Raw genomic sequence first — 15,730 nt, forward strand, 5'->3', positions numbered from 1 at the left:
CCTAGCGCTTCCGGTGCGCGCTTGCCTAGGGGCAGGGGGGCGGCTAGCGCATGGGGCCATGACCAAGGCCGCCCTCGTCACCGGCGCGCGCCACCGCATCGGCGCCGCCATCGCCGCGCATCTTGTCGACAAGGGCTGGCGCGTCTTCGCCCATGTGCGTTCGCAGGATGATGACGTGCCCGAGGGGTGCGCGAAAGTGGTGGGAGACCTTGCCGACCCCGACATCGGCGCCGCGCTGTTCGCGCAGGTCGAGGGGCCGTGCGACCTCCTCGTCAACAATGCCGCGGCCTTCGAGCATGACGGGCTCGAGGCGCCCGACGCGGCGATGTTCGAGCGGATGATGGCGGTGAACGCGCGCGCGCCGATGCTGCTGACCAGCGCCTTTGCCGCGCACGGGGCGAGCGGGGGCGATCGTTCGATCGTCAACATTCTCGATGCCAAGCTGGCCGCGCCCAACGCCGATCACCTGAGCTACACCCTGTCGAAGGCCGCGCTGGCGGGATTGAACGAGGTCAGCGCGCGGGCGCTGGCGGCGGCGGGCATCCGCGTCAACGCCATCGCGCCCGCGCTGATGCTGCCCTCCGGGCCGCAGGACAGTGAAGATTTCACCCGCGTCCACGACCTCAATCCGCTCGGGCGCGGGGTAGAGCCCGCGCACCTTCTCGAGGCGCTCGACGCGCTCGTGGACAATCGCGTTCTGACCGGCCAGACGCTCTGGCTCGACGCGGGGCAGCGCTATCTCGCCCTGCCGCGCGATGTCGCATTTCTGGGAGAAAATCAGTGACGGACACCATCGAGGGGCTGGCGGTGCATCGCCCGAGGAGCCTTCGCCTGTTCCTCGATTCGCTCGAGGTCATGGCCGATATCGGCTTCCACGATTTCGAGATCGGCACGCCGCAGCGGCTGAAGATTTCGGCCGAGGTGTGGATCGCGGCCGACCGGCTGCCGGCGGAGGACGAGGAGGCGCATGCATGGAATTACGACCGGCTGCGGACGACCGTCGTCGAGCTCGCCGCCGCGCGCCGCTACAACCTGCAGGAAGCGCTGGTCCAAGCGATTTTCGAGCGAATTGCATCCATGTCGGGTGTCGAGGCGTTGAGAATTCGTTCGGTCAAACCCGACATCTATCCCGACGCCGAAGGTGTCGGCGTGGAAGTGGCGAGTTTCGGCGGAACGTGGCCTGAGTGAGATGACTTGAAGCCGACGGAGAGTCGCCGAGGGAACAATGGCCCTTGCGGCCCTGATGGGTGGGCGATAGAGAAGCGCGCTGTTGTCGATGATACGTTAGTACACGACAGCGCCGAATCAGTGGGCCGTGCGTTGTACGTCGGCCTGGTCCGTGGCTCCCCCGCCACGGGTGAACCGAGGAGACGAGCGACTTAATGTCCTACGCAAGCAGACGAGAAATGGGCTCGGGCAACAAGACGGGGACGATCATTATCGTCGCCCTGATCCACGTTGCCCTGGGCTACGCGCTGGTCAGCGGGCTGGCGCTGCGCGTCGTTGAAAAGGCGGCGGAGGATCTCAAGACCTTCGACGTCGAGAACGAGCCGCCGCCCCCGCCGGAAGAACCGCCGCCCCCGCCGCCCGAACCGCAGCAGGTCCAGACCCCGCCGCCGGTCGTGGCTCCGCCGCCGATCGTGCGCACCAACCCGCAGCCGCCGCCCGTGACCACGGTCAACGTGGCACCGCCGCCGCAGGTGACGACGACCGCTCCGGTCACGCCGCCCGCGCCGACGCCGCCGGCACCGCCGCCGCCGCCGCGCATCGAGCCGGCCGCACCGCGTGGTGACGTCCGTGGCCTGTTCTCGGGCGACGACTATCCGAGCCGTGCGCTTCGCAACGAGGAAGAAGGTTCGGCCCGTGCCCGCCTGACGATCGGGACCAACGGCCGGGTGACCGGTTGCACGATCGTGCAGTCGACCGGTTCGTCGAGCCTCGACGATGCGACCTGCAAGGTGCTCCAGCGCCGGGCCCGTTTCACCCCCGGGACCGACAGCACGGGTGCGAAGGTCGTCAGCGAATATACGACCCCGACCATCGTGTGGCGCATCCAGGGGCGCTAAGCGCTCTTCATTTCAAGATTTCATCATAGGAACATCGACCCATGACCATTGAACTTCTTATGGCCGCAGCGGCCGGCGAAAACCCCTACGGCCTCAAGGCCGCCCTCGAAGAAGGCGGCCCGATCGCCATCGGTACCTTTGCGGTGCTGGTGATCATGTCGGTGGGCACCTTCTACATCCTCTTCACCAAGTTCATGCAGCAGCAGAAGATCATCAAGCAGGGCAATGCCGTGCGTGCGGCCTTCTGGAACGCGGGCACCCTCAAGGGCGGCGCCGACAAGCTCGACAAGAAGAGCGCCTACCGCGCCATCGTCGAGGACGCCCTCGTCGCGCAGGAACAGCACGGCAAGCTGACCGACCCGGTCGACCAGCACGAGTGGATGCACGGTTCGCTCGAGCGTTCGAAGACCTCGATCGGCAACCGTCTCGGTGAAGGCCTCGCCTTCCTCGCGACCGTCGGTTCGACCGCGCCGTTCGTCGGCCTGTTCGGTACCGTCGTCGGCATCTACCGCGCCCTCGTGAAGATCGGTGCCTCGGGCCAGGCCGACATCTCGACCGTCGCCGGTCCCGTCGGTGAAGCGCTCATCATGACCGCCGTCGGCCTGATCGTCGCGGTTCCCGCGGTGCTCGCCTACAACTGGCTGATCCGCCGCAACAAGGGCATCATGGAAGACCTTTCGGCCTTCACCACCGACGTCCACGGCTACCTGATGTCGGGCGGCAAGGTGAAGCCGGTCATGGCGACCGCCGCCGCGACCAAGCCGGCCCCCGCCGCGGCGCCGAAGCCGGGTGTCCAGGCTGGTGGCGCGCCGGTCAAGCCGACCGTCCGCAAGTAAGCCTGCCCGTGGAAGCCGGGGCGGCATTGCGCCGCCCCGGTCTCCCGCCCTCGCCGCGGCGCCTTCGCGCCGAGCGGAAATCCGAGGGACGAAAGACGAAGTAGAAGGATAAGCGCCCATGGGCATGAATGTTGGGATGGAGCAATCGGGTGAAGATATCCCGATGTCCGACATCAACACGACGCCGCTCGTCGACGTCATGTTGGTTCTCCTCATCATCTTCCTGATCACCGTCCCGGTGGTGCTCGAAACCGTCCCCGTGCAGCTGCCCGAGGTCCAGTACGAGCCGACCGAATCCAAGCCCGAGAACGTCAACCTCTCGGTGCGCGGCGCTGCTGACGGTAGCTGTGAAGTCTATTGGGGCGTCACGCCGGTCACGAGCGAGGAACTGCTCGACCGCGCGGTCGCCCAGCTCGAAGCCGCAATCGAAGCCGCTGGCGGGGTCGACAACATCACCGACGAGAATATGCCCGAAGCGCATATCCGCGGTGACGTGAACACCCCCTACAAGTGCATCGGCGGCGCGATCTTCACCATGCAGCGTGCGGGTTTCGCGCGGGTCGGCTTCATCTCCGAACCGCCGGCCGGTACCGCCGTCCGTCGCCTCTAGAACAAGGAGCAATTCGCCATGGCAATGTCCTCCACGGGTGCCGACGACGATACCCCGATGATGGACATCAACACGACGCCGCTTATCGACGTCATGCTGGTGCTCCTCATCATGTTCATCATCACCATCCCGGTGCAGACGCACGCGGTGAAGCTCGATCTTCCGCAGGATGACGGCTCCACCAACCCGCCGCCGGTCGACCCGATCAAGAACAAGATCGTGGTCACCGAGTCGGACGAGGTGCTCTGGAACGGCAGCCCGGTCAATCTTGTCCAGCTGCGCCAGTTCCTCGACATCTCGCAGCAGCTCCCGGTGACCCCCGAGCTGCACCTGCAGCCCGAACCCAACGCCCGTTACGAAACGGTCGACGAGGTTCTCGCCGTGACCAAGCGTGCGAGCGTCGAGAAAATGGGTTTCGTGGGTAACGAAGCTTATGTGAGCGAGTTCTAGGGAACACGCTTTCACGAGACAGGAAGGGGCGGTCTTCGGGCCGCCCTTTTTTGTGGTCTTGCGTCGGCGATGATATAACGTCACTTTGACGGAGGTTTGCTGGCGTGGCTGGGCTTGGTGCCGGGCTTGGTGCCGGGCTTGGTGCCGGGTTTGGTGCCGGGGCTGGATGTGTGGCCGTCACCAACGGGCCGCGGGCCGAGTTTGCCTGGCCTGGCCTCCCCTTGGCTTAGGCCGGGTTGGCGTGGCGCTGGAGCAGGAGGAGAATTGTCATGACCGAGGATCGGACACAGGCGGTGATGGTCGAGATGAACACCACGCCGTTGATCGACGTGATGCTGGTGCTGCTCATCATGTTCATCATCACCATTCCCGTGCAGAGCCATGCGGTGAAGCTCGACCTGCCGGGAGAGGCGCCCGAGATCACCGTGCTCGAGCCCTTGCGCAACAAGGTGGTCATCACCGCCGAGGACCGCATCCTGTGGAATGGCGAGACGGTCGGGCGGACGCAGCTGCGCACCCTGTTCGACCTGACGCTCGAGATGGATATGGAGCCCGAGCTGCATCTCCAGCCCGAAGCGGACGCGCGATACGTGCTGGTCGACGAGGTGCTCGCCGATGCGGGGCGGGCCGGGGTGACGAAACTCGGATTCGTCGGCAACGAGGGCTATGCGCGGGCCTTCTGAATGGGCGGATGAGCCGTCGTGTGACGTCGCCGCGTCCTAGCCGAAGGTGAAGGCGTAGGCGGCGGTGCCGGCGTCGAGGAAGCGGATCTCGATCCTGCGGCGGGCGGTGCCGTCCTCTTGGCGGACGAGCTGGTAGAGGCGCTCGTCGGTGATCGTGCCATAGCCGCCCGCATCCACGTCCACGCCTGCATCCTTGCCCGGTGCCTTGCCGTCGAGGAGCAGGCGGAAGCGGCGGGGTTGGCCGTCGTCGCTGCCGAGGACGAGATTGAGGTCGCGTGCGGCGAAATTCATGACGATGTCGGCATTGTCGGCGCGGGTGACGGCGCGGCGCGGCTCGACCGTCCAGGTGCCGCCGAAACCCCATTGGTCGGGTGCGAGCGGGTCGGGGAAGCGGTAGCGCGCGCTCGCATTGCGATCGATGCCCTCATTGGCGTTATTGGCCATGCGTTTCCAGCCGACATAGGTCTCGGGGGTACGACCCGCGGTGCGCGCGGCCTGCATCTCCTGTGCGGCGAAATCGGGGCCGTCGGCTGCGGCACCGACCGGCTTGCCGGCTTCGGCGAGGAGCATGCGGATGGCGGCTTCGGTCTTGTCGTAGCTGCCCTCGCCGAAGTGATGGTAGCGCAGGCGCCCCCTGGCATCGATCAGGTAATGGGCGGGCCAGTAGCGGTTGTCGAAGGCGCGCCAGATCGACCAGCGGTTGTCGAGCGCGACCGGATAGGTGATGCGCGCGTCGCGCACGGCCTTTTCGACATTGGCGCGCTTGCGCTCGAAGGCGAATTCGGGGGTGTGGACGCCGATCACGACGAGGCCGTCGCCGGCGTAGCGCTCGTGCCAGCTGCGGACATAGGGGACGGCGCGGATGCAGTTGATGCAGCTGTAGGTCCAGAAATCGATCAGCACGACCTTGCCCTCCAGGTCGGCGGCGGTGAGCGGCGGCGAATTGATCCAGCCGGTGGGGCCGGGAAGGCCGGGGAAGGCGCCTTCGTCGGGGAGCGGCCCTGCGAGCGAGGTGGTGAGCTCGGGCGCGTCCATCCCGAGGATGCGGGCGAGGCGGTTCTCGAGGCTGTTGGTCGGGCCCGATGACAGGTTGGCGAGGAGGCGGGTGTCGAGGCCCAGCGCGATGGCACCGACCCCGAGGAGGATGAGGAGGCCGAGTGCTTTCTTGATGGTCTCGCCCGCGCCGAGGCCGCGCTTCATGGCGGCGAAGACACGGCCGCCGACAAGCAGGGCGAGGGCAAGGCTGGTGGCAGCGCCGGCGGCATAAGCGAAGAGAAGGAGCGCGGTCTCGCCGCTCGCGCCCGAGAGGGCGGCGCCGGTCAGGATGAGCCCGAGGATGGGGCCTGCGCAGGGCGCCCAGAGGAGGCCGGTGGCGACGCCGAGGGCGAGGCTCGAGAAGAGGCCGGCGCGGCCTTCGTGGCGGGCGGAGAGCTTTTCGCCCATGCGCACCAGCGGGCGCGTCACGGGATCGGCGAGGCGGGGGAAGAGGAGCATGAGCGCGAACAGGCTCATGACTCCAAGCGCGATCCAGCGGCCGATGCTGTTGGCGGTGCCCGCCGCCTCGCCCGCCACGGCGGTGAGGGTGGCGACAGCTGCGAAGGTCGCCGCCATGCCGAGGAGCATGGGCAGGCCGTTCGTGAGGAAGGGCTTGTCGGCGCGCGCGAAGACGAAGGGGAGGACGGGCAGGATGCAGGGGCTGAGGATGGTCAGCACCCCGCCGAGATAGGCGAGGAGGAGGATGAGCATGGATCAGGCGGGCCGGAAGCGGAGCGCGAGGCCGTTGATGCAGTGACGCTTGCCGAGCGGCGGCGGGCCGTCGTCGAAGACATGGCCGAGATGGCCGCCGCAGCGGGCACAATGCTCCTCGGTGCGGATCATGCCCAAGGAGGTGTCTCTCGCATAGCCGATGCGGCCCCTGGCGATGGGCGCCTTGAAGGCAGGCCAGCCGGTGCCGCTGTCATATTTGGCGCTGCTCGCGAAGAGGGGCTGGTTGCAGCCCGCGCAATGATAGGTGCCGCGGCGCTTTTCGGCGTTGAGGGGGCTCGAGAAAGCGCGTTCGGTGCCCGCCTTGCGCAGGATGCGGAAGCGCTCGGGGCCGAGCTGTCGGCGCCATGCGGCCTCGCTCTTCGACACGGGGAAGCCGGACCGGTCGACGCGCGCGCCGCCCGCTGCCAGCGCGTAGGCCGCGCCTGCGCATCCCGCGGCGGCGGTGCCGAGGAACAGGCGGCGGGTGATCGGGGCGGCGGGCATGACGGCTTTCCTTGGAACGTCTCTCACCCTTCCAATCGCACGGGAAGCGTGAAAGGTTACAGATGGGCAAAGGAAGGGGGCACCCCCAATGGACTTTTACAAGCTCATCAAGTCATTGGACGACCTCGTCTACGAGGTGCTGTCGTGGCTCTATTTCTACCCGCGCACGCTGCTCCGCGTGATCTTCAAGCCATTCGGGCTGATGAAGGACACACACGAGCAGATGCTCGAGGATGACGATCCGGCCTTCGGGGACCGCATCGCGCCGCCGCTGTTCCTCGCCATTACGCTGGTGCTGATCCACGTCGTGGAACTGGCGATCGACCCCAAGGGCGGGGAAGTGGAATATTCCAATCCGGTCGTCGCCAACTTCATGGCCGACGACAAGAATTTGCTCGCCTTCCGCATCGTTCTCTACGGCATCCTGCCCCTGATCGCGGCGGCACGGCAGCTGACCTACCAGGGGGTCGCGATCAGGAAGTCGAGCCTCAAGAACCCCTTCTATCCGCAATGCTATGCGGCGGCGGGGTTCACCGTACTGACGAGCCTTGCCATCTTCGGCACGCAGGCCGCGATCGGCAACGAGGAAGGCATCCGCGCCGTCTTCTGGCTGTTCGGCGGTATCCTGCTGTCCTTCGTCTGGCTCGGCTTTGTCGAGGCGCGCTGGTTCCACCGCGTGGTGGAAACGAGCCGCGTCAAGGCGCTCGGCCATGCGCTGATGGTGCTCGGCATGTGGAGCGCGCTCGCCCTCACCCTGACGATCCTGATCGCCTAGGCGGCAGCCACGCTGTCGAACTGGAGCTTGGCGAGGCGGGCATAGAGGCCGCCGCGCGCGATGAGCGCGTCATGCGTGCCTTCCTCGACGATCCGGCCCTGGTCCATGACGAGGATGCGGTCGGCGGCGCGCACGGTCGCGAGGCGGTGGGCGATGACGATGGTGGTACGGGTGCCCATCAGCGCATCGAGCGCCGACTGGACGCGCGCCTCGCTCTCGGCGTCCAATGCACTGGTCGCCTCGTCGAGGAGGAGGAGCGGGGCGTCCTTGCGCAGGAGTGCGCGGGCGATGGCGAGGCGCTGGCGCTGGCCGCCCGAGAGGCGCGCGCCGCCTTCGCCGAGATAGGTGTCGAGGCCTTGCGGCAGCGCGCGCAGGAAGTCGTCGGCATGGGCGGCGCGGGCGGCTTCCCAGATCTCCTCGTCGCTGGCGTCCCAATGGCCGTAGCGCAAATTGTCGCGGGCCGAGGCCGCGAAGATCATGACTTCCTGTGGCACCATGGCGATGCGTTGGCGCAGCGCCTCGGGGTCGACGGTGGCGATGTCGACATCGTCGAACAGGACGCGGCCGGCGTCGGGATCGTAGAAGCGCTGGGCGAGCTGGAAGATGGTGGTCTTGCCGGCGCCCGAGGGGCCGACCAGCGCGACCAGTTCGTCGGGCTTGATGTCGATGGCAATGCTGTCGAGCGCGACATCGTCGGGGCGCGTGGGATAACGGAAGGTGACGTCCTCGAAGGTGAGGCGGCCGCGAGCGGGGCTGGGCAGCGGCGCAGGATTGGCGGGCGCGGTGATGGTCGGCTCGACCTGCATGAGCTCGTTCAGGCGTTCGGAAGCACCGGCAGCGCGCAGGAGCTGGCCATAGACTTCGGACAGGGCGCCGAAGGCTCCGGCGAGGAGGCCGCCGTAGAGGACGAAGGCGAGGATGGTGCCGCCGGTCATGGTGCCCGCGCGCACGTCCAATGCGCCCTGCCAGATGGTCAGGGTGATGGCGGCGAAGAAGAGGGTGATGGCGATGCCGGTGAGGACCGCGCGCAGGAAGATGCGGCGGCGCGCGACGGTGAACACCTCTTCGGTGACGCCCGAGAAGCGCTCGGCCTCGCGGTGCTGCTGGCCGAAGGCGAGGACGATCTTCATCGCCGAGAAGACCTCTGAGGAGACGGTGCCGACGTCGGCGAGCCGGTCCTGGCTGGTCTTGGAGATCGCGCGCACTTTCCGCCCGAGGAAGATGATCGGCACGAGGATCAGCGGGATGGCGAGGAGCAGCAGCCCTGCGAGCTTGGGGCTGAGCGCGATGATGATGCCCGCGCAGGCCACGCCGAGAACGAGGTTGCGAAGCGCGACCGAGATGGTGACGCCGACGGTCTGCTCGATGATCGCGGTATCCACCGTGATACGGCTGGTGATCTCGGCGGGGCGGTTTTCCTCGAAGAAAGACGGCGACAGGCGCATCAGGTTGCGGTGCACGGCAAGGCGGATGTCGGCGACGACGCGCTCGCCCATCCAGCTGACGAAATAGAAGCGTAGCGCGGTGGCGATCGCCATGATGACGACGAGCAGCAGGAGATATTGGAACCAGCGCGCGATGTCGCCGTCGGAGGTGAAGCCGCGGTCGATGATGAGCTTGAGGGCATAGGGGATGCCCGCGGTGGCTGCCGCCGAGACGAGGAGCGCGAGGCTCGCGGCGAGGATCTGCCACGGGTAGCGCATGGCGATGTTCCAGACCATGCGCAGGTTCGAGATCGGCTTCTTGGGCGGCGGTTCGGCTTTCATGCCCCCGCCCTAGGAAAAAAGCGCCTCAGGTGCCAGCGGCGAGATCCAAAAAGTAGAGCTGCGTGTGCAGCCGCCCGCGGCGGTCGACGGTCATGGAGACGCCATAGGGATGGCCGCGGGTGGCCTTGTCATCGAGGACGACGCGCAGCCGCTCGTAGCGCGCGGCGAAGGCGCCCATCGGCATCGTCACGGGATCGATGGCGACAGGGAGCGATTTGTCGTCGCGGTCGAGACAGGCGAAGGCCATGTCCTGCAACTCGTCGGTGACGAGATTGATGCGCACGCGTAGCTTGGCGCATTCGGGGGGCATGGCGGCCTTCACCTCGCGCATCACGCGGAAGAGGATTTCCTCATATTCATCGGCAGCGCCATGCGTCATCTCCACCGGCAGGCCCACGGGCTGGGCCGTGCCGAGGGCGAGGGAGAGCAAGGCGGACATCGGCGCATGGTGCCCGAAAGCCACGACATTGCAAGCGCGGGCCCCGCTTTCTCCCGCTTTTGCAGCGCACAAATTTTTAACTTGGCAACGGCACAAAGCCCGCTAGGCTTCGTTGCCGAATGGAACCCATTTTCAGGAAACTCAATGCTTTACGACGCCTATGAGGTGCAGCGCACGCTGATGGCCGGCGCCAGCAAACTGGCGGGTCTCAGCGCCGGCTGGCTCAGCAACCCGTCCAATCCCTTCGGCTATGGCCAGATGGGGCCGATGATGGCCGCGGGGCTCGATGTCTTCGCCCATGCCGCCGCGCCGCGCGGCAAGCCCGACTTCGGTTTCACCGAGGTCGTGGTGGACGGAAAGAGCGTGCCGGTCGACGAGGATGTGCTGGTGCGCAAGCCCTTCGGCAACCTGCTCCACTTCCACAAGAAAGGGATCGAGGGGCAGGAGCCGCTCATGATCGTGGCACCCATGTCGGGGCATTTCGCCACGCTCCTGCGCGGCACGGTCGAGCGCATGCTGCCGGGGCATGAGACCTATGTCACCGACTGGGCGGACGCCAAGCTGGTACCGCTGGCCGACGGGCATTTCGACCTCGACAGCTATATCGATTACCTGATCGAATTCGCGCAGGCGATCCATGAGGAGACGGGCAAGCGCCCGCACCTTCTTGCCGTGTGCCAGCCCTCGGTGCCGGCCTTTGCCGCGACCGCGATCATGAACCGCGACAAGATGGAGGCGACGCCGAAATCGCTGACCATGATGGGCGGGCCGATCGACACGCGCGAATGCCCGACGGCGGTCAACACGCTGGCGACCCAACGCCCGCATGCCTGGTTCCAGCAGAATGCCATCGCCACCGTGCCCTATCTCTATCCGGGCGCGGGGCGGAAGGTGTATCCGGGCTTTCTCCAGCTCGCGGGCTTCATGACCATGAACCTTGGCGATCACATGACGAGCCATTGGGAGATGTTCAAACATCTCGTCGTGGGCGACGAGGAAAGCGCCGACAAGACGCGCGAATTCTACGAGGAATATCGCTCGGTCGCCGACATGACGGCCGAATTCTATCTCCAGACGGTCGACGTGGTGTTCCAGCGCCACCTGCTCCCCGAAGGCGAGTTCACCCACAAGGGCGAGCTGGTCGATCTCGGCGCGATCGAAGAGACCGCGCTGCTCGCCATCGAGGGCGAGCGCGACGATATCTCGGGCATCGGCCAGACCAAGGCGGCGCTCGATCTTGCCACCGGCCTTGCAGAGGAAAAGAAGCAGTATCTCCTCGCCAAGGACGTCGGCCATTACGGCATCTTCCACGGCGGCAAGTGGCGCGACAAGATCGCGCCGGTGGTCGAGGAGTTCATCCAGAAGCACGCCTGAACGGGCTTGAACCCCCGGCGCTTTTTGCGCACCTTTCGCGCGAGTGTCCGTGGGGTCGGCCACGAACTTTATCCGGGGGGATTTTCCATGTTGCGTTTCCTGATGGGGGCGGCGGCCCTGGCGAGCCTTTCCAGCCCCGTGCCCGCGAGTGCGCAGGTGCACCAGCCGTCGACGCGTTGGCAGGTGGATTTCGGTGCCGAGGGGTGCGTCGCGCTGCGCGATTTCGCGGGCGCGGACCGCACCTATCACCTCGTCGTCAAACCCAATCTCATCGGCCAGCGCTACGAGATCGCGCTGATCGAGAACGGCTGGCGCGGCGAGACGCAGTCGCGCGAGGGCACTTTGAGGTTCGACGGGGCCGAGCAGGAAGTGCCGGCGCTGCGCTATGCCGACAAGGAAAACGGGCGCGTGGTGACGAGCTGGTTCGCCGACGACCTGACGGACCTTGCGGATACCGAGCGGCTCGACCTCCAGTTCGCGGGACAGCGCATGGCACTGGCGCTCACGCAGACCGCCATGGTGGTCGAGGCGCTGGAGAGCTGCCGCGTCCAACTCGCCGACTATTACAATATGGACGAGAGCAAGCTGGCCGAGGGGCCCAAGGGCGACAGCATGGTCTTCCATGCGCGCAATTACCCCAAGTTCCTCGGGCTCGACGGCGAGGAAGGGATCATCCGCGCCATGCTGTTGCTCGACGATGAGGGCAGCGTGGTCGACTGCTCGCTCCTGAGCTTTGCAGGCGATGCGATCTTCATGGCGCATAGCTGCGGCATGCTTCACGAGCTGGCCAGGTTCGAACCCGCCATCGGGCTCGACGGCAAGCCGACGCGCTCGGTCCATGTCACGCCCGCAATCCACTGGCGTATTGTCGGCAACAAGAGCGATGCGCTGACCGAGGAATTCCTCGCCCGTGACGCGGCGCTGTGGGGCGGCGCGCGCGAGGAGGAGCCGCTGGTGCTCGAGAGTCGCAAGGATAGCGACCGGCGCGAGGGCAGCCGCAACAATGCGGTGCGCGGCGGCGACGACAATGGCGGCCAGTTGCTGCGCCCGCCGGGCAAATAGGCTATCGCGCGTCGCGTTTCGCGAGGCCCCAAGAGGCGATGCCGCCCGCGATGGCGGCGGTGACAGACATGACGATCAAGGCGCGGTGGAAGCCGTCGAACAGGGCGGCGCCCGAGAGGGCGAGGATCCCGCCCAACAGCGCGACGGCGACGAGGTTGCCGGTGCGGCTGACCGCATTGTTGAGGCCCGAGGCAGTGCCGGTGAAGCGGTTTTCCACCGCGCTCATGACGGTGGAGGTGAGGGGCGCGACGGTTATCGCCATGCCCGCCGACACGGTGAGCAGGCTGGGAAGCACGGCGGTCCAATAGCTGGCGCCTTCCTCGATGCGCAGGCCGAGGAGCAAACCTGCGGCGACCACGAGCGGCCCGATGGTGAGCGGGAGGCGCGCGCCGATGCGCTCGGCAAGGCCGCCCATGAGCGGGCTGCCGAGGCCGATCAGGAGCGGGAAGGGCATGATCGCGAGACCTGCGCGGGTCGGGCTGTAGCCCGCGCTTTCGATCAAGAGGTAGGGAAGCAGCAGGAGCATGCCGCCGAGCGCTGCGTAAAGCAGGAAGGTGAGGAGGTTCAAGGCCAGCACCGCACGTGCGCCGAACAGGCCCAATGGCATCATGGCCTTCTCGCCGACGCGATGCTCGATCCAGAGGAAGAGCGCGAGAATGGTGAGTCCCGCGCCGCCCCACAGGATGACGGCGCGGTCGAAGACGCCGTCGAGGGACCAGCTGGTGAGCGTATAGGCGATGAGGCCGAGGCCGAGGGTGGCGGTGGCGGCGCCCTTCACATCGGTATGACCGCCCGCGTCGGGGACGACCTCCTCGACCTTCATGAGCGCGACGGCGATGGCGGCGAGCGCGAGGGGCAGCGGCACCCAGAAGATGAGCTGCCAGCCCAGATTGTCGACGATGGCGCCGCCCGCGAGCGGTGCGACCGCGCCCGCGATGGCTCCGGCGGCGGCCCAGGTGCCGACCGCGCGGCCGCGCGCTTCGCCCGCAAAGGCGCCGTTCAACAGCGACAGGCTGTTGGGCAGGAGCAAGGCAGCGCCGACGCCCTGGATGGCGCGGCCTGCGGTGATGGTGGCGAATTGGGGCAGGAGGGCTGACAGGAACCCGCCGGCGAAGAACAGCGCGACCCCGATGACGAGCAGGCGGCGGCGGCCGTGATGGTCGCCGAGCGTGCCGCCGAGGAGGAGCAGCGCCGCGACGGGCAGGTTGAAGGCGTTGACCATCCACTGGAGCTGCGCGGGGCTGGCATCGAGGTCGGCGCGCATGGCGGGCAGGGCGACGTTGATGAGCGAGGCGTTGACGAAGGCGAGGCTCGAGGCGAGCACCGCCATGATGAGCGTCCAGCGCGGGCAGCGTTGCTCGCCGCCCTTCTCGTTGCTCGCCCCGGGGCGGCATTCGCCAGGGGCTTGCGTGCTCAGGGGCTGGCCTTGGGCTCACGCGTGAAGAAGCGCGCGATGGCGCGGCGGGCGGCGAGGATCAGCCAGAGGGTGAAGCCCACGAGCATGAGCGCGATGACGAGCGCGGCGACGGGGTTGAGGATCGCCAGCGCGAGGAGCGAGCCGGTGGCGATATCCTCGCCGGCGGACACCACGACGTTGGAGACGGGCTCGGGGCTCATGTTGACCGCCGCGCGCGCGCTGGCCTTGCCGGCATGGGCGGCAAAGGCGGCGCCGCCGCCCAGCAGGAAGGCACCGACCTGGAAGGCGGGATCGCCCGCATCGATGATGGCGAGGCTGAGAAGCGCGCCGCCGAGCGGGCGCAGGAGGCTGTGGATCGAGTCCCAGGCGCTGTCGACCCAGGCGATCTTGTCGGCGAAGAATTCTGCGAAGGTGCCGCCCGCCGCGATGGCGAGCACCCAATTGTTGGAGAGGACCTGCAGCCCTTCGAGCTCCTCGGGCAGGGGTACCCAGCCGAACTTCATTCCGAGGCCGGTGATGAAGGTGACGAGATAGAGCCGCCAGCCCGCGAGCAGGCTTGTCGAGGCGGCGAGCGCGATGAGTTCGACAGCGTCCATGAGCCGCCAACGGGGGAAGGGGCGCGGCGGTTGCGGGAAGCGTCGAGTGGCCGCCCAAAATGGCGGTTGTCTTTCGCTCGGTCGCCGCGCAAGCTCGGCGCAATCAACAGGGGACCGCCGATGAAAACCACCTTCGCCGCCGCCATGCTCGCCGCCAGCCTGCTCTCGAGCCCCGCGCTGGCCGCCGACACCATCCTTGCTGGCAATCTCATCGCCGATGCGTCGGAAGGCGCGATCGGCCCGGCGACCATCGTGGTCGACGAGGGGCGGATCGTGTCGGTGACGCGCGGGCTCGATGCGCCGCGCCATGGCACGGTGCACGACTGGTCGGACAAGACGGTGATGCCGGGGCTGATCGACCTGCACGTCCATCTGAGCGGCAATCCGTCGGGGGATTATTGGCAGGCGGCGACGACGCCGAGCGAATGGAATGTCATCCTCGGGGTGGCCAATGCCGAGACGACGCTGCGCGCGGGGTTCACCACGGTGCGCGATGTCGGTTCGCGAGGAAACCAGAGCGTCCACATGCTGCGGCGTGCGACGGCGAACGGGGTGGTGCCGGGGCCGCGGATCGTCTCGGCGGGCAGCTCGATCGCGATCATCGGCGGACATGGCGACGTCAACGGCTTCCGTCCCGAGGTCAATGAGCTGCTCGATGATGGCTATAATTGCACGGGGCCGGTCGAATGCGCCGCCAAGGTGCGGCTCGCCAGCCAGAATGGTGCCGATGTCATCAAGATCACCGCAACGGGCGGGGTGCTCTCGCAGCAGGGGCGCGGGCTCGAGGCGCATTTCACCGATGCCGAGATGAAGGCGATCGCCGACACGGCGCACAGCCTGGGATTGAAGGTCGCCGCGCATGCGCATGGCGCGCGCGGGATCGAGGCGGCGGCGCGCGCTGGTATCGATACGATCGAACATGCCACCTTCGCCGATGACGATGCATTGGAAGCGATGGCCGAGAATGGCACCTATTTCGTGCCCACGCTGCTCGCTTTCCGCGGGGTCACCGAGATGATGGGCGAGGGCGCCTATACCGAGGTGGTCAACGCCAAGATCCGCGAAGTCATGCCGCAGGTCGGCAAGCCCATCGCCACCGCCATCCGCATGGGCGTGCCGATCGCTTATGGTACCGATGCGGGCGTGTTCGCGCACGGCCGCAACGCCGAGGAGCTGGGCATGCTGGTGAGCTATGGCATGAGCGAGGAGCAGGCATTGGAGAGCATCACGACGGTGGCGGCGCGCGCGCTGGGGATGGAGGCCGAGATCGGGCGCATCGCGGTGGGCATGAGCGCCGACCTCATCGCCTTCGACGGCGACCCCTATGAGGATGTCACCGTGCTCGAGGAAGTGGATGCGGTGATGGAGCGCGGGCGCGTCTACGCGGGCCACGGCGCGCGATAGAC

At 67.1% G+C, this 15,730-nt stretch carries 17 protein-coding genes; 11 read left to right on the top strand and 6 right to left on the bottom strand.

Features of this window, described 5'->3' with window-relative positions; all coding sequences use genetic code 11:
• The first annotated feature begins 58 nt into the window (after positions 1–58).
• The 7 genes from NUW81_RS11355 (at position 59) to NUW81_RS11385 (ending at position 4,645) form a co-directional block, all read left to right on the top strand.
• Positions 59–784, top strand: coding sequence for an SDR family oxidoreductase (locus NUW81_RS11355; RefSeq protein WP_245113368.1), 726 nt, complete (start codon positions 59–61; stop codon positions 782–784).
• Complete coding sequence (locus tag NUW81_RS11360) at positions 781–1,188, top strand: dihydroneopterin aldolase (protein WP_245113370.1); 408 nt, start codon at positions 781–783, stop codon at positions 1,186–1,188. Before NUW81_RS11355 ends, NUW81_RS11360 begins: the two co-directional genes overlap by 4 nt.
• Before the next feature lie 194 nt (positions 1,189–1,382).
• Positions 1,383–2,066, top strand: a complete 684-nt coding sequence (locus NUW81_RS11365; protein ID WP_245113373.1) for an energy transducer TonB — start codon at positions 1,383–1,385, stop codon at positions 2,064–2,066.
• 41 nt (positions 2,067–2,107) lie between these two features.
• A complete protein-coding gene (locus NUW81_RS11370; protein WP_245113375.1) occupies positions 2,108–2,902 on the top strand; it encodes a MotA/TolQ/ExbB proton channel family protein in 795 nt (264 codons plus the stop codon).
• A 118-nt stretch (positions 2,903–3,020) separates the two neighbouring features.
• On the top strand, positions 3,021–3,512 hold the full coding sequence (locus tag NUW81_RS11375) for an ExbD/TolR family protein (RefSeq protein WP_245113376.1): 492 nt from the start codon (positions 3,021–3,023) through the stop codon (positions 3,510–3,512).
• An 18-nt stretch (positions 3,513–3,530) separates the two neighbouring features.
• Positions 3,531–3,962, top strand: a complete 432-nt coding sequence (locus NUW81_RS11380; RefSeq protein WP_245113377.1) for an ExbD/TolR family protein — start codon at positions 3,531–3,533, stop codon at positions 3,960–3,962.
• Positions 3,963–4,231: 269 nt separating this feature from the next.
• Positions 4,232–4,645, top strand: a complete 414-nt coding sequence (locus NUW81_RS11385; protein ID WP_245113378.1) for an ExbD/TolR family protein — start codon at positions 4,232–4,234, stop codon at positions 4,643–4,645.
• Between the two features lie 36 nt (positions 4,646–4,681).
• Here the strand turns inward: NUW81_RS11385 and NUW81_RS11390 are convergent, their stop codons facing one another.
• Together NUW81_RS11390 and msrB are read right to left on the bottom strand one after the other, a co-directional pair.
• Positions 4,682–6,391, bottom strand: coding sequence for a cytochrome c biogenesis protein DipZ (locus NUW81_RS11390; protein WP_245113379.1), 1,710 nt, complete (start codon positions 6,389–6,391; stop codon positions 4,682–4,684).
• Between the two features lie 3 nt (positions 6,392–6,394).
• Positions 6,395–6,895: a peptide-methionine (R)-S-oxide reductase MsrB gene (gene msrB, locus NUW81_RS11395; protein ID WP_245113380.1), complete on the bottom strand. Its 501-nt coding sequence runs from the start codon at positions 6,893–6,895 to the stop codon at positions 6,395–6,397.
• Between the two features lie 88 nt (positions 6,896–6,983).
• Here msrB and NUW81_RS11400 point away from each other — a divergent pair, with 88 nt between their 5' ends.
• Positions 6,984–7,670 (top strand): hypothetical protein, encoded by a 687-nt coding sequence (locus NUW81_RS11400; protein WP_245113381.1) that lies wholly within the window; start codon positions 6,984–6,986, stop codon positions 7,668–7,670.
• On the opposite strand, the gene NUW81_RS11405 is transcribed toward NUW81_RS11400, so the two are convergent.
• Entirely contained in the window at positions 7,667–9,436 is a 1,770-nt protein-coding gene (locus tag NUW81_RS11405; RefSeq protein WP_245113383.1) for an ABC transporter transmembrane domain-containing protein, read from the bottom strand. The two genes, NUW81_RS11400 and NUW81_RS11405, sit on opposite strands and share 4 nt — an antisense overlap.
• Positions 9,437–9,461: 25 nt before the next feature.
• Positions 9,462–9,875, bottom strand: a complete 414-nt coding sequence (locus NUW81_RS11410) for a hypothetical protein (RefSeq protein ID WP_245113385.1) — start codon at positions 9,873–9,875, stop codon at positions 9,462–9,464.
• A 144-nt stretch (positions 9,876–10,019) separates the two neighbouring features.
• Between NUW81_RS11410 and NUW81_RS11415 the strand changes: the two genes are divergently transcribed.
• Positions 10,020–11,249: a polyhydroxyalkanoate depolymerase gene (locus NUW81_RS11415; RefSeq protein ID WP_245113387.1), complete on the top strand. Its 1,230-nt coding sequence runs from the start codon at positions 10,020–10,022 to the stop codon at positions 11,247–11,249.
• A gap of 87 nt (positions 11,250–11,336) precedes the next feature.
• The gene (locus NUW81_RS11420) at positions 11,337–12,311 is read left to right on the top strand and encodes a hypothetical protein (protein ID WP_245113389.1); all 975 of its coding nucleotides are present in this window, start codon (positions 11,337–11,339) and stop codon (positions 12,309–12,311) included.
• Position 12,312: 1 nt separating this feature from the next.
• Here NUW81_RS11420 and NUW81_RS11425 read toward each other — a convergent pair whose 3' ends face one another.
• Both NUW81_RS11425 and NUW81_RS11430 read right to left on the bottom strand, forming a co-directional pair.
• Positions 12,313–13,641: an MFS transporter gene (locus NUW81_RS11425; RefSeq protein ID WP_245113391.1), complete on the bottom strand. Its 1,329-nt coding sequence runs from the start codon at positions 13,639–13,641 to the stop codon at positions 12,313–12,315.
• A gap of 83 nt (positions 13,642–13,724) precedes the next feature.
• A complete protein-coding gene (locus NUW81_RS11430) occupies positions 13,725–14,324 on the bottom strand; it encodes a DUF4126 domain-containing protein (RefSeq protein ID WP_245113392.1) in 600 nt (199 codons plus the stop codon).
• A 120-nt stretch (positions 14,325–14,444) separates the two neighbouring features.
• Between NUW81_RS11430 and NUW81_RS11435 the strand changes: the two genes are divergently transcribed.
• Positions 14,445–15,728 (top strand): metal-dependent hydrolase family protein, encoded by a 1,284-nt coding sequence (locus NUW81_RS11435; protein ID WP_245113393.1) that lies wholly within the window; start codon positions 14,445–14,447, stop codon positions 15,726–15,728.
• Positions 15,729–15,730 lie beyond the last annotated feature (2 nt).

This window comes from Sphingomicrobium aestuariivivum, from assembly GCF_024721585.1.
In the GTDB taxonomy this organism is placed as follows: Bacteria; Pseudomonadota; Alphaproteobacteria; order Sphingomonadales; family Sphingomonadaceae; genus Sphingomicrobium; species Sphingomicrobium aestuariivivum.

Coding starts and splice junctions, on each gene's coding strand:
- NUW81_RS11355 (WP_245113368.1), top strand. CDS start 59: ATGACCAAGGCCGCCCTCGTCACCGGCGCGCGCCACCGCATCGGCGCC.
- NUW81_RS11365 (WP_245113373.1), top strand. CDS start 1,383: ATGTCCTACGCAAGCAGACGAGAAATGGGCTCGGGCAACAAGACGGGG.
- NUW81_RS11370 (WP_245113375.1), top strand. CDS start 2,108: ATGACCATTGAACTTCTTATGGCCGCAGCGGCCGGCGAAAACCCCTAC.
- NUW81_RS11375 (WP_245113376.1), top strand. CDS start 3,021: ATGGGCATGAATGTTGGGATGGAGCAATCGGGTGAAGATATCCCGATG.
- NUW81_RS11380 (WP_245113377.1), top strand. CDS start 3,531: ATGGCAATGTCCTCCACGGGTGCCGACGACGATACCCCGATGATGGAC.
- NUW81_RS11385 (WP_245113378.1), top strand. CDS start 4,232: ATGACCGAGGATCGGACACAGGCGGTGATGGTCGAGATGAACACCACG.
- NUW81_RS11390 (WP_245113379.1), bottom strand. CDS start 6,391: ATGCTCATCCTCCTCCTCGCCTATCTCGGCGGGGTGCTGACCATCCTC.
- msrB (WP_245113380.1), bottom strand. CDS start 6,895: ATGCCCGCCGCCCCGATCACCCGCCGCCTGTTCCTCGGCACCGCCGCC.
- NUW81_RS11400 (WP_245113381.1), top strand. CDS start 6,984: ATGGACTTTTACAAGCTCATCAAGTCATTGGACGACCTCGTCTACGAG.
- NUW81_RS11405 (WP_245113383.1), bottom strand. CDS start 9,436: ATGAAAGCCGAACCGCCGCCCAAGAAGCCGATCTCGAACCTGCGCATG.
- NUW81_RS11410 (WP_245113385.1), bottom strand. CDS start 9,875: ATGTCCGCCTTGCTCTCCCTCGCCCTCGGCACGGCCCAGCCCGTGGGC.
- NUW81_RS11415 (WP_245113387.1), top strand. CDS start 10,020: ATGCTTTACGACGCCTATGAGGTGCAGCGCACGCTGATGGCCGGCGCC.
- NUW81_RS11420 (WP_245113389.1), top strand. CDS start 11,337: ATGTTGCGTTTCCTGATGGGGGCGGCGGCCCTGGCGAGCCTTTCCAGC.
- NUW81_RS11425 (WP_245113391.1), bottom strand. CDS start 13,641: ATGGCGGTGCTCGCCTCGAGCCTCGCCTTCGTCAACGCCTCGCTCATC.
- NUW81_RS11430 (WP_245113392.1), bottom strand. CDS start 14,324: ATGGACGCTGTCGAACTCATCGCGCTCGCCGCCTCGACAAGCCTGCTC.
- NUW81_RS11435 (WP_245113393.1), top strand. CDS start 14,445: ATGAAAACCACCTTCGCCGCCGCCATGCTCGCCGCCAGCCTGCTCTCG.